Origin of the sequence: Flavobacterium faecale, assembly GCF_003076455.1 — a bacterium.
Lineage (GTDB): Bacteria > Bacteroidota > Bacteroidia > Flavobacteriales > Flavobacteriaceae > Flavobacterium > Flavobacterium faecale.
In genome coordinates this window covers 855,049-867,260 of the sequence record NZ_CP020918.1, presented here as the reverse complement: position 1 = coordinate 867,260, position 12,212 = coordinate 855,049, and the positions used below count along the sequence as shown (strand labels likewise).

Below are 12,212 nucleotides of genomic sequence, written 5' to 3'. Positions count from 1 at the left end.
ATAAGCTAGAGAGACTTTTTTAATATCCTTTTAAAAGGTTGAGTCTCATTTGTGCTTTTTCTGCATCAGTTTTTCTTTGGTAATCATACAACGCATTTTCCCATTCACCATAATTACAGTTCGGTAGTACGATAAATTTGTCACCCCATTGCTTGCGGTCCAAATCGGTTTTGTCAAATCGGTCTTGAATACTATTTTTTTCGAAAGCAGTACTGAAGTCGGTTAGGTTGTCTCCCATTAACATCACGATTTTATAGTCTTTCTCAACTACATTTCTACGAACTTCTTTTGATGAGGTAGTCGATTTAAACAAACAATGTGCTTCGTCTGCGTTAGGCAATCCTAGACGTTTCAGGTCTATCAAGGTGCTTTGTATAGCACTAGTTTCTCTGTTTGAAATATAAAAAATGGTTATTCCTTTTTTGGCTGCTTCTTTCAAGAACTCAACTGCTCCTGGTAGTGCCGTTACTTTTGATGCTGCTGTCCATCGGTCCCATTCGGCACCGTTCATTTGCTTATTTTCTTTGATTAATTGAGCGCCAACATAACTATTGTCTAGTATGGTTTCGTCAAGATCAGTTACAATAGCAAGATTGCCTTTTCGCAATTGTCTTCTCGGAATATCATTTATTCTCAAACTAGCCAAATTAAAGGCTTGGTAACACAAAGCTCTATATTCTGCGGCTGTTTGTTGCCATAAGATAGAGTAGACTTTTACTTGGCTTTCGTCATTTTTTGGCGCAACCTCTTGTGCCATTACATTGGGGATACTAGCTGCTAAGAGCAATAGACAAATTGATTTGCGTAGACAAAGTTTCATTTTCATAGGGAGTTGTATTTGTTTTTTCTAGCCTACTTCACTGTTTTGAGGCAGGTCGTATTGCTTTTTTTATTCGAGCAAAATTATTTTTTTATTTGTGTTTGCGCTGTCGATTACTAGTTTGTGCACTTTTAGATGTTTTTCAAAGGCAATCAAATTCGATTGAGACGCATTCGAATACAGATTAATTTCTGCAAATATAGGATTGTTCTTTTGCTTATTGAAGCTAAGAATTGTTAATCTTGGGTCAAATTTTTTCTGTTAGCTCAGTTATATTCTTCTTAAACTGCCGTTTATTTTTTAGCTTAGTCTAAATATATTTTTTGGCTGTAATACTTTATTGCATATATTTGTTGCAAACAGTTAGTAATGAGCAAGTCCTTAGAAGAAGTAAACGAATCGGTTTCGACAGAGAATAAAAAATCGGTTTTTAAAAAAATATTGGCCTTTTTTGGTCCCGCTTACCTGATTAGTGTGGGTTATATGGACCCCGGAAATTGGGCCACAGATATTGCCGGAGGTAGCCAATTTGGTTATTCGTTATTATGGGTACTACTAATGAGTAATATGATGGCTTTGTTGTTGCAAAGTCTGAGCGCACGTTTGGGTATCGTTACGCAACGCGATCTTGCGCAGGCCTCACGTGAGACCTATTCGCCATTCATCAATTATATTTTATACTTTTTGGCCGAAATTGCCATAGCAGCTTGTGACTTGGCCGAAGTGCTCGGAATGGCAATTGGTATCAATTTGTTATTTGATATTCCGTTGATTCAAGGGGTGATGATTACTGTTTTGGATACTTTTTTACTATTATTTTTGATTAATAAAGGGATTCGAAAAATGGAAGCCTTCATTATCGCTTTGGTAACTGTAATTGGGGTTTCGTTTATTTTCGAAATGATTTTTGCTCAACCCGAAATGGACAAAGTAATTTTAGGATTGATCCCGACCATGCCTAACGAAACTGCTTTGTACATTGCCATTGGTATTATTGGAGCTACCGTAATGCCTCACAATCTATATTTGCACTCCTCATTGGTGCAAACCCGAAAATTTGACCGATCGAAAGCAGGAATCAAGCAGGCTTTAAAATATAATTTTATTGATTCGACTATTGCATTGAACCTTGCCTTTTTTGTCAATGCCGCCATTTTGATTTTGGCCGCCGCTACATTTTATAAAGTTGGTATGCATAACGTTGCCGAAATTCAAGATGCACACAGATTTTTACAACCGCTTTTGGGTACCAAATGGGCGCCAATTTTGTTCGCCGTTGCATTGATTGCCGCTGGGCAAAGTTCTACCATTACCGGTACATTAGCGGGACAGATAATTATGGAAGGCTATCTAAATTTACGAATTCAACCTTGGGTACGACGCATCATTACGCGCTTGATTGCCATTGTTCCTGCTGTTGTAGTGATCACTATTTTTGGTGAAGGAGTAACGGGTAAATTGTTGATTTTTAGTCAAGTGGTTTTGAGTTTACAATTAGGATTTGCTATTATTCCGTTAATTCATTTTGTGAGTGATAAAACAAAGATGAAAGGTTTTCATATTAGCAGAGTGACACAAATTGCCTCTTGGATTGTGGCGAGCATTATTGTGATCTTGAATGGTAAATTGGTTTTTGACGAAATTAATGGTTGGCTTGAATCTGCTGAAAATCCTTTGATACTTTGGCTTACAGTGGTGCCTTTGGCATTTGCTTTCTTAATTTTACTACTCTATATCGTTTTTAAACCTTTTTTCGATAAATCAAATAGAACGATTCATAATCATTCTCCGCACCACTTGAAATTGCAATTTCCGAAAGGTCAAACCTATTCGAAAAAGAACATTGCCGTTACAGTTGATTTTACTACTGCCGATGAAGTGGCACTAAATAATGCCTTTGAATTGGGTGGAAAAGAGGCCGAATATACCTTAATCCACGTGGTTGAAACGGTAGGCGCTCACATGTTTGGTGATGATGCCGATGATCACGAAACCACGGTAGACGAAAAATTACTGTTGGAGTATGAATCTATTTTAAAAGAGAAAGGATTTAAAGTCACCACCAAATTAGGTTTTGGACTGCCAGACAAAGTGATTCCTGTGCTTATAAATCAAGGAAAATTTGATGTTCTGGTTATGGGTACACACGGCCATACAGGATTAAAAGATTTACTCTTTGGTACAACTGTGGATCATATTCGACATAAAATTTCTATTCCGTTATTTATTGTAAAGCAATAATTCCGTTCTCGTATTAAAGTAACAAACCCTCAAATTTCCCGCATGACGCATTCAGAAGAAAATTATCTCAAAGCCATTTACCATTTAACCACAGTGTCAAGCAGTGATGTGAGCACCAATGCCATTGCTGAAATGATGGAGACCAAGGCGTCTTCGGTCACCGATATGATTAAAAAATTGGCAGAAAAAGGTTTGGTAAATTACAAAAAATACCAAGGAGTTTCTTTGACCGGTCAAGGAAGTTTGGCAGCCAAAATGATTGTGCGCAAACACCGACTTTGGGAGGTGTTTTTGGTCGAAAAACTAGACTTTTCCTGGGATGAAGTGCATGATATCGCCGAACAATTGGAACACATTAAGTCAGAGAAATTGATTAACAAATTGGATGATTTTTTAGGTAACCCAACCGAAGATCCTCATGGTGATGCTATTCCAGATAAAAATGGTGCCATTCAAAAGGTAGACAAGCAGCTTTTGTCAGATTTGCTTGTGGGTCAGAAGGGCATGTGCGTAGGCGTGAAAGATACCTCTTCAGATTTTTTAAAATACCTTGACAAGCAGCAAATATCCTTGGGTTCACAGATTGAATTCTTGGACAAAGAATCCTTTGATTTGTCTGTCAAAATAAACGTAGACGGTACTGTATTGTCTATTTCGAATAAAATTGCGAGTAATATTTTCATGAAACTTAATTAGCTATTCTGCGTTCTTTTTTGTACCTTGTATAGTACAATAACTAAAAATAATTAAAATGAAATACAAATTTGTATTAGTAGCACTATTTGCTTACAGCTTAGGTTTTTCGCAAGTTGCTAACCCCACAGAAGTAACTGAAACAATGAGTAAGGGAACTCAAACCGGAATTAGTATATTTATTCCACACGTTTCAGATGATGATATTGAAGATGCCGTAAAAGACATTACAAAGCAATACAAAGGTAAACTTAGAAAGATTAAGCGCTCAAATGAAACTTTTATAGATGATGCTTTAATTAGCGAAATTAGCACTAACACGATCGACATTCATCAAGTGGTTGAAAAAATAGATAATGGTTATAAATATACCGCTTTCTTTAATTTAGGTGGTCGATTTTTGGATAAAGCCTATAGTCCTGAGAAGTTTGCTTATGCTATGGACTTAGTAAAGAAGATTGGAAATAAAGCATCTGAAAATCACATGGATGAATTGTTGAAAGACGAAAACAAAGCGCTTGAAAAATTGGAAGACAATAAAAAAGACTTAGCGAAAGAAAATGAAAAAGCAGCTAAGGATATTGAAAAAGCCAAAGATTTGATCGCAAAGAATGAAAATACGATTCAGGACAACATCAAAATGTTAGAATCTAAAACTGGAGATATTGAAAAGCAACGTCAAAAAGTAATTGATTTGCAAAGTCAAAAAGCACTTTTCAATAATTAAATAGAATAGGGTAAGAGGATCAGTAGTTTTGATGCAATTGCCTTAATTAGTACGATCGCCTTTTTGCCCATAAAAAAAGCCGTAAACCAAATCTTAATTGATTTGTTTACGGCTTTTTTGTTGTTAAAAAATTAGTGACAACCACAATCGGTATCACTACCACAGTTGTTTTTGCTGTTCTTTTTCTTCTTCCAGAAATATTTCTTGGCAATAAAACCAACTGCTATTGCTAGAGCGGTAAAGGCTAAAATTTCTTGCATGATCTTTTATTTTAAAAATTGAAAAGCAATAAATGCGACTAAATAGGCAAACCCACTCATGAAGATCAATTGACCCAACGGCCATTTCCACGAGTTGGTTTCTTTACGGGTAACCGCTAGTGTACTTGCGCATTGCATGGCAAAGGCATAAAATAGGAGTAACGAAATACCAGAGGCAAAGTTAAAAACCTTCTGACCTGTAATAGGATTGATTTCGGCACCCATTTTATTTTTTATAGTATCTTCATTGTCAGATCCACCTACGCTGTAAATCGTGGCCAATGTACCCACAAATACTTCTCTAGCTGCAAAAGAGCTAATGATGGCTATACCAATTTTCCAATCGTATCCTAGGGGTGATATTGCTGGTTCAATAGCTTTTCCCATGATTCCAATATAGGAGTTCTCTAATTTGTAGGATGCAATCTTATTTTCTAGTTCAGCTTCATTAATAGTACTGTTTTCAGTTTTCGAACGTAGAATGCTATCTGCGTTTTTAAAGTTTTTTCCGGGTCCGTATGAGGCCAAAAACCATAAAATAATAGATATAGCCAAGATTATTTTACCAGCTCCAAAAACAAAAGCTTTCGTTTTTTCGATCACATTGATGGCTACATTCTTGAACATTGGTAATTTGTAGTTTGGCATTTCGACTACAAAAAAGGTTTTGCCCTTAATTTTCATGATTTTATTCAATACATAAGCAGAGAATATTGCCATTCCAAATCCCAATAAGTACAATAACATCAAGGTCAGTCCTTGCAAATTCAAGAACCCAAATACATATTCATCTGGAATTACTAAGGCGATGATGATCGCGTACACGGGCAATCGAGCCGAACAAGTTGTAAAAGGTGTTACTAGAATGGTGATCAAACGTTCTTTCCAGTTTTCGATATTTCGACTTGCCATAATAGCCGGTATTGCGCAGGCAGTCCCAGAAATTAAGGGTACCACACTCTTACCTGACAATCCAAATTTACGCATGATTTTGTCCATCAAAAAGACTACGCGGCTCATGTACCCGCTTTCTTCTAGTATCGAAATAAACAAAAATAAGAAGGCAATTTGAGGGATAAAGATCAAGATTCCTCCAATTCCCGGAATAATCCCCTCGGATAGTAAGCTAGTAAACACACCTTCTGGTAAATGTTTGGCTGCTGCAGAACTCAATGAGGCAAATGAGGAGTCAATAAAATCCATCGGAATTTTGGACCACTCAAAAATAGATTGAAAAATGATAAACAAAATCGCAAAAAAGATGGCATAACCCCATACTTTGTGCGTTAAAACTCGGTCAATCTTACTGCGTAAATCTTTTGCAATGGAGATGTCTACTTTGAGTGCTACCTTGAGCACATCATTGATAAATTGGTATCTTTTAATGGTTTCTTTCTGCTGTAAACGCTTTAGGTCCGTATGTGATTTGGTGAATGAACTCTGGATTTCTTTTCGCTCCAAATTCAAAAAATTCACATCTTGAGTAATTACGAGCCATAATTTGTACAGCAATTGACTAGGAAAAGCTTTTCGTAAACTATCAAAATACTCAGGATCAATTACAGAAGCATTCAAACAAGGTTCGCTAGAAATGGTTTTGTAAGTGGTAATCAGTTTTTTTAATTCGTCTATACCAAACCCTTTACGCGAGCTTACGAGGGCGATTTTTGTTTTCAACTGCTCCTCAAGATACGGTAGGTCTAGTGTGATCCCTTTTTGTTCCATTCTGTCGGCCATATTGATGACTAGGATGGTTGGAATTTCAAGGTCTTTTATTTGTGTGAAAAGAAGTAGGTTTCGTTTTAAATTCTCGACATCAGTCACCACAAGAGCGACGTCTGGGTATAATTTGTCGTTTTTGTTTAATAGCAACTCAATGACTACGTTTTCATCAATTGATGAGGCATTTAAGCTATAGGTTCCTGGTAAATCTAAGATGTTTGCTTTGACATTATTGGGTAATTTGCAAAACCCAATCTTTTTTTCGACCGTGATTCCAGGATAGTTTCCCACTTGTTGGTTTAATCCCGTAAGTTGATTGAAGACCGAAGTTTTCCCTACGTTTGGATTTCCTATCAGGGCAACATTAATATTATCGTTAATCATTTTTGTACTACTTATAATTTTTATATTAGTCCAATAAACTCCAACCAAGGCCAATAGGTTTTTGTGCTAGTTTGGGTTCCCAACTAACTGTGCCAATCGTTTTGTTAAAGTTTTACTTGAACCAATTCAACCTCTATTTCTGCTGCTGTTTCTACTCTAATTGCTAAGTGCGAACCATTTATGTCTAAATATAAAGGGTCGCCAAAAGGTGCGATTTGTAACAACTGAACCATATTACCCGGCAAACAACCCATTTCGAGTAATTTCAACGGAATAACATCAATGTCAAAGTCTTTGATTATGGCTTTTTCGCCTTTTTTGAGAGAATTGATCGTGGTACGCAAGTCTTATTTAGATTGAATTAAGATTGCAAAAGTACATATTATAAAAGGAATACAAATGACATTTGTCATTTTTTAGCATTGCTTACAGATATAATTGTGATAAAAATAAGGTGCTTGCGGGCTATTACTCATAAAACAACTTGCGGTACGTGATACTAGTCTTCCTCTTCATTGTGGCTCAAGAAATTGATATCAGTAATCAAGCGCTCAATGTCTTCTTGTTTAGTACCATCATAAAACCCACGGATGCGACGTTTTTCGTCCACGAGAACAAAATTCTCTGTGTGTACCATATCAAGCAATTCGTTTGGTTTGCCCATTTTTACAGCAAGATATGATTTTCGTGCCATGGTGTAAATGTCTTTTTTTGATCCGGTAACAAGGTTCCATTTTTCATCTTTCACACCATATTTTATAGCGTATTTTTTCAAAACAGAAACGCTATCGGTTTCAGGAAAAACAGTATGTGATAGCAATAACACTTTCGGATTATCCAAAATAGCTTTTTGTACTTCGGTCATATTTGTTGACATCTTTGGACAAATAGAGGTGCAAGTCGTAAAGAAAAAATCGGCTACGTAGATCTTACCTTCATAATTTTTTTGGGTAATCGTATCTCCATTTTGATTGATGAACGAAAAGTCAGCAATTGTGTGGTACTTGCTCACATATTGCACGGTGCTGTCTACCAATTCAGGATTTACATCTGCAGGGTTGTATATTGGTAAGGTCTTTTTGGGCTTGAGTGCGCCATAAAATAAAAATAAAGTTATGGCCGAAAAGACGGCGAAAACAGCAATAAAAATGCGGTATTTGCGAAAAAAAGGGGGCATATTTTTTTTCTGTAAAAATACAAAATCAATTTTTGTTTTATTCGTATAAACGATGGTTTATGAACATTTTATGATTTTGAAAGGTATTTCTAGTTAGATTTGTAGTTACTAATTCAATACTTCACTTAAAAATGAAAACACATTTTGCAAAAAAGCTTTTTGTAGTTGCTGTAACAACACAATTGGCGCTGTCTGCAGAGGCACAAACAAAAACTGATGTCCCCAATCAAGCAGCTTCTGAGCTTAGTTTGGACTTGAAAATAAAGCCAGGAGACGATTTTAATAAATTTGTAAATGGTATTTGGCTTGACAAAACCGAGATTCCGTCTGATCGTACCCGTTGGGGAAGTTTTGACGAATTAAGACAAAGAACAGATGATGATGCTTTGGCTATTTTGAAAGAGGCTGTTGCTAACCCGAAGTACACCTCGACTACAGATCAAGGAAAAGCAATCAATCTATACCGTTCGATTCTAGACACTATTGGTCGTAACAAGGCTGGTATTGCACCATTGAAGCCGTATTTAAAGAAAATTAATAACATTAAAAACGTCGCAGATTTGCAGGCTTTTTTAAGCGAAATGCAACCTTTGGGTGGTATTGGATTCTTGAATGTAAACATTGGAGCAGATGCCAAAAACAGTAACAAAAACGTAATTAGTGTTGGACCTGGAATTGTAGGTTTACCTGATCGTGATTATTACGTTTCAGATGAGAAAGATTCAAAAGAGAAAAGAGATAAATACCTTTTGCATATCGAAAGAATGCTTGGGTACTTGGGTGAAAAACCAGCAAATGCCAAAAAACAGGCTGCGCATATTTTGGCTTTGGAGATCGAAATGTCAACACCAAGATTCGATCGTGTAGAACGACGTGATCGCAGAAAATCATACAATCCAATGACCGTTGCCGATTTACAAAAAATGGCGCCAATCATGAATTGGAACAGTTATATGAGCGATATGGGATTGAAAAAAGTAGATACTTTAATCGTATCACAACCCAAATACATGACTGCTTTGACCCAAATTATGGACAAAAGCCGTGTAAATGATTGGAAAGCTTATTTACGTTGGACGTTGTTGAACAAATCTACGACCCAACTTACAACAGATATCGAGAATGCAAACTTTGATTTTTACGAAAAAACATTAACAGGAGCAATCAAGCAACGTCCTCGTGACGAGCGTGCATTGCAAGTAATCAATGGGCGTATAGGCGAGGCCTTGGGTAAATTGTATGTTGAGAAAAAATTCCCTGCAGAAGCGAAAGCCAAAGCCGAAAAGATGATCAAAAATGTGTTTATTGCTTTTAGAAATAGAATCAATGCATTGGCTTGGATGTCACCTGAAACTAAAGTAAAAGCAATTGAAAAATTAGAAAAATCGGTAATCAAAATCGGATATCCTGATAAGTGGAAGGATTATTCTGCCTTGACAATCGGTAGTCCAGACGAGGGAGTTTCTTATTTCGATAATAGTAAAAATCTACAAAAATGGAGTTTTGAAGAAGATCTAGACGATTTGAACAAACCTGTAGACAAAACACGTTGGGGTATGTCACCGCAAACGGTAAACGCATATTACAATCCATCGTATAACGAAATTGTATTTCCGGCAGCGATTTTACAGCCTCCCTTTTATAATTACAAAGCTGACGAAGCTATGAATTATGGGGGTATCGGTGCTGTAATTGGGCACGAAATATCACATGGATTTGACGATTCGGGTGCGAGATACAATGCTGACGGAAATCTAGTTGACTGGTGGACGGCAGACGATTCGAAACAATTTGCAGCTCTAACTACTGCACTTGCAAATCAATATAGTGCTCTAGAGCCTCTTCCAGGTGTTTTTGTAGACGGGAAGTTTACCCTAGGTGAAAATATAGGTGATTTGGGTGGCGTGAACGCTGCTTATGATGGTTTGCAAATCTATTTGAAAGAAAATGGAAATCCAGGTTTGATTGATGGTTATACACCAGAGCAACGTTTCTTTATCTCTTGGGCAACAATATGGAGATCAAAATCTAGAGACGAAGCGATCAAGAGCCAAGTAAAAACAGATCCACATTCGCCTGCTATGTACCGTGCTTATGTTCCTTTGCTGAATGTTGATGCTTTTTATAAAGCCTTCAATGTCCAAAAAACAGACGCCATGTATGTAGCACCAGAAAATAGAGTTAAAATCTGGTAATAAAAAATAGAATAGTATTGAAAACCCAAGTGAAAGCTTGGGTTTTTTTGTGCTTATTAGAATTTTAAATTAGCTACAAATAACCCAAAATTACTTCAGTTTAATCCAACAAAATAGAAGAGGTGTATCAAATTATTGCTAGCTACAAAAAGATGTTTGCCGTGCAGCCGTTTTTATTCGAAAATGAAAAAATATAAAGTAGCATTTGTGTCGAAATTTCGAAACTATTTTATCAAAGTATTTTGCGTAGCGCGTGTTTTTCGCAGTGATTTGTTGACGATAAAGAGTCCAGACAACGTAACAGCTCCTCCCATGGCGATGGACAAAGTGAGTGGCTCATCAAACAATACCGATCCTAACAAAATCGCAACTACTGGATTGATGTACACATAAATGCTACTAATCTCGGGTGGAAGCTTTTGAACGGTATAAATGAAAATGGTAAAGGTGACCAGTGATCCTATAATGACCAAATACCCAATGGCAAACCAAGTTATTGTTGGTATTTCGGTTATGTTCACGGTAGTACCTGTAATTCCGTTGTAGGTGAATAGGAGTAGGCTAGAAATAAACATTTGAAAACCTAAACTGAAATATGGACTATAAGAACTTGCTTTTTTCTTGGCATATAAAGTTCCAAAAGACCAAGTAATAGTGGCTATGATCGAAAGAAAAATTCCGAGTCTGAAGTCTGGAATTAAAAAATCCGCCAAATGTTCATAAAATATAATGCAGATTCCTCCAAAACTAATCAAAAGGCCTGCAATGGCTAGTTTAGCAATTCTTTCGCCTCTGAAAAAAGAAATTATCACAATCCAAATGGGGAAAACAGCCGAAATTATAGCGCCCAAACCGCTGCTGATGTACTTCACACCTATTGTACTCAATCCGTTGCTTATGGTGAAATTTAAGACCGCCAGAATTAAAATTGTTTTCCACTGTTTGCCTTTGGGCCAAGGTGTTTTGGTAGTCAAAAAGTAAAGGATATAAATGCTTCCTGCTAGAAATTGCCTGATGGCGACCATTTGTATAGCGGGCATGTAGCGCACACCTTCCTTGGACGCAATCCAAGTTGTACCCCAAAAAAAGCCAACCCAAATTACGGCAAGGATGGGTAAGCCTATCGACTTGAGGCTATTGCTGAAGTTGTCTTTTATCTTTGTAATCACTATAGTAGCGGTTGGGTAAATGAATATTGTAGTTTGTGTGTCAAAATATTCGACCCTATTATTTTACCAATAGAGGGCGTTTCTTCATCAAAAGTAGGCGGTTGTAGCCCTTCTTGAATTGCCTTCTGAGTGTAGTATTCTTTTCTTGAGGGGTGTTGTGGCGCGACTGCATTTACAACTGCATTCCAATACTCTTGTGCCATGATCGCTTCAATTACTCCAATGCAATCGTCTAAATGAATCAGGTTTACAGCTGCATCTGGATTAGGAAGATTTTCTTTTCCTGCCAAAAAGCGAGCAGGATTTCGATCAGGTCCAATAAGTCCGCCAAATCGTATGATGGTAGTTTGCAAGTTGGTATTGGCTAGTAACATATTTTCGATTTCTAGCAACTGTTTACCGCTTTCGGTAACGGGCATAGCGACAGCATCTTCATCGAGTGTGGCGTTCGCCTCTCCGTACACGGCTGTAGAACTAATAAACACTACTTTGTCAACAGTAGAGTTTTCGATAAACGGAATTAAATTTTGTATTTTTTTGACAAATGAGTTCTTATTGGCGTCGGAATAGTCTTTGTTTTTTCCTCGTAGTTTTGGCGGAATAGCAATGATTAATACTTCGCTTCCGTCCAAAAAAGAGGGGACAGAATCTTGAACGGTATTTGTCTCTAGAGCAATAGCATAATGTTTGATTCCTACAGTTTCTAGACTTGCTTTTTTATCTGTAGAGGTTGTAGAACCTTTAACGTCAAAATCTTTTTGTTTCAAGGATTTGGCCAAGGGTAACCCAAGCCATCCGCAGCCCAAAATACTTATTTGTGTCAT

At 37.0% G+C, this 12,212-nt stretch carries 11 protein-coding genes; 4 read left to right on the top strand and 7 right to left on the bottom strand.

The genetic code is table 11. From position 1 onward, the window contains the following. Window positions 1-19: 19 nt before the first annotated feature. Window positions 20-826 (bottom strand): 5'-nucleotidase, lipoprotein e(P4) family, encoded by an 807-nt coding sequence (locus tag FFWV33_RS03715; protein ID WP_108739666.1) that lies wholly within the window; start codon window positions 824-826, stop codon window positions 20-22. 363 nt (window positions 827-1,189) lie between these two features. On the opposite strand from FFWV33_RS03715, the gene FFWV33_RS03710 reads away from it, so the two are divergent. From FFWV33_RS03710 to FFWV33_RS03700, 3 genes are read left to right on the top strand one after another with little or no spacing between them, the layout of a single operon-like run. Continuing rightward, window positions 1,190-3,061 carry an Nramp family divalent metal transporter gene (locus tag FFWV33_RS03710; protein ID WP_108739665.1) on the top strand — a complete coding sequence of 624 codons (1,872 nt, stop codon included), beginning with the start codon at window positions 1,190-1,192 and terminating at the stop codon, window positions 3,059-3,061. A 42-nt stretch (window positions 3,062-3,103) separates the two neighbouring features. Continuing rightward, entirely contained in the window at window positions 3,104-3,757 is a 654-nt protein-coding gene (locus FFWV33_RS03705) for a metal-dependent transcriptional regulator (RefSeq protein WP_108739664.1), read from the top strand. A 55-nt stretch (window positions 3,758-3,812) separates the two neighbouring features. After that, window positions 3,813-4,481 carry a hypothetical protein gene (locus FFWV33_RS03700; RefSeq protein WP_108739663.1) on the top strand — a complete coding sequence of 223 codons (669 nt, stop codon included), beginning with the start codon at window positions 3,813-3,815 and terminating at the stop codon, window positions 4,479-4,481. Between the two features lie 131 nt (window positions 4,482-4,612). On the opposite strand, the gene FFWV33_RS03695 is transcribed toward FFWV33_RS03700, so the two are convergent. From FFWV33_RS03695 to FFWV33_RS03680, 4 genes are all read right to left on the bottom strand, one after another. Then, window positions 4,613-4,741: a FeoB-associated Cys-rich membrane protein gene (locus tag FFWV33_RS03695; protein WP_108739662.1), complete on the bottom strand. Its 129-nt coding sequence runs from the start codon at window positions 4,739-4,741 to the stop codon at window positions 4,613-4,615. A 6-nt stretch (window positions 4,742-4,747) separates the two neighbouring features. Then, window positions 4,748-6,847, bottom strand: a complete 2,100-nt coding sequence (gene feoB / locus FFWV33_RS03690) for a ferrous iron transport protein B (RefSeq protein WP_108739661.1) — start codon at window positions 6,845-6,847, stop codon at window positions 4,748-4,750. Between the two features lie 104 nt (window positions 6,848-6,951). Beyond that, complete coding sequence (locus FFWV33_RS03685; protein WP_108739660.1) at window positions 6,952-7,191, bottom strand: FeoA family protein; 240 nt, start codon at window positions 7,189-7,191, stop codon at window positions 6,952-6,954. A 155-nt stretch (window positions 7,192-7,346) separates the two neighbouring features. Further along, complete coding sequence (locus FFWV33_RS03680; RefSeq protein ID WP_108739659.1) at window positions 7,347-8,024, bottom strand: SCO family protein; 678 nt, start codon at window positions 8,022-8,024, stop codon at window positions 7,347-7,349. 131 nt (window positions 8,025-8,155) lie between these two features. On the opposite strand from FFWV33_RS03680, the gene FFWV33_RS03675 reads away from it, so the two are divergent. Beyond that, complete coding sequence (locus FFWV33_RS03675; protein ID WP_108739658.1) at window positions 8,156-10,219, top strand: M13 family metallopeptidase; 2,064 nt, start codon at window positions 8,156-8,158, stop codon at window positions 10,217-10,219. Window positions 10,220-10,443: 224 nt separating this feature from the next. On the opposite strand, the gene FFWV33_RS03670 is transcribed toward FFWV33_RS03675, so the two are convergent. Further along, entirely contained in the window at window positions 10,444-11,388 is a 945-nt protein-coding gene (locus tag FFWV33_RS03670) for a DMT family transporter (RefSeq protein WP_108739657.1), read from the bottom strand. After that, on the bottom strand, window positions 11,388-12,212 hold the full coding sequence (locus FFWV33_RS03665) for an SDR family oxidoreductase (RefSeq protein WP_108739656.1): 825 nt from the start codon (window positions 12,210-12,212) through the stop codon (window positions 11,388-11,390). The genes FFWV33_RS03670 and FFWV33_RS03665 overlap by 1 nt, the downstream gene beginning before the upstream one ends.

Coding starts and splice junctions, on each gene's coding strand:
- FFWV33_RS03715 (WP_108739666.1), bottom strand. CDS start 826: ATGAAAATGAAACTTTGTCTACGCAAATCAATTTGTCTATTGCTCTTA.
- FFWV33_RS03710 (WP_108739665.1), top strand. CDS start 1,190: ATGAGCAAGTCCTTAGAAGAAGTAAACGAATCGGTTTCGACAGAGAAT.
- FFWV33_RS03705 (WP_108739664.1), top strand. CDS start 3,104: ATGACGCATTCAGAAGAAAATTATCTCAAAGCCATTTACCATTTAACC.
- FFWV33_RS03700 (WP_108739663.1), top strand. CDS start 3,813: ATGAAATACAAATTTGTATTAGTAGCACTATTTGCTTACAGCTTAGGT.
- FFWV33_RS03695 (WP_108739662.1), bottom strand. CDS start 4,741: ATGCAAGAAATTTTAGCCTTTACCGCTCTAGCAATAGCAGTTGGTTTT.
- feoB (WP_108739661.1), bottom strand. CDS start 6,847: ATGATTAACGATAATATTAATGTTGCCCTGATAGGAAATCCAAACGTA.
- FFWV33_RS03680 (WP_108739659.1), bottom strand. CDS start 8,024: ATGCCCCCTTTTTTTCGCAAATACCGCATTTTTATTGCTGTTTTCGCC.
- FFWV33_RS03675 (WP_108739658.1), top strand. CDS start 8,156: ATGAAAACACATTTTGCAAAAAAGCTTTTTGTAGTTGCTGTAACAACA.
- FFWV33_RS03665 (WP_108739656.1), bottom strand. CDS start 12,212: ATGACACAAATAAGTATTTTGGGCTGCGGATGGCTTGGGTTACCCTTG.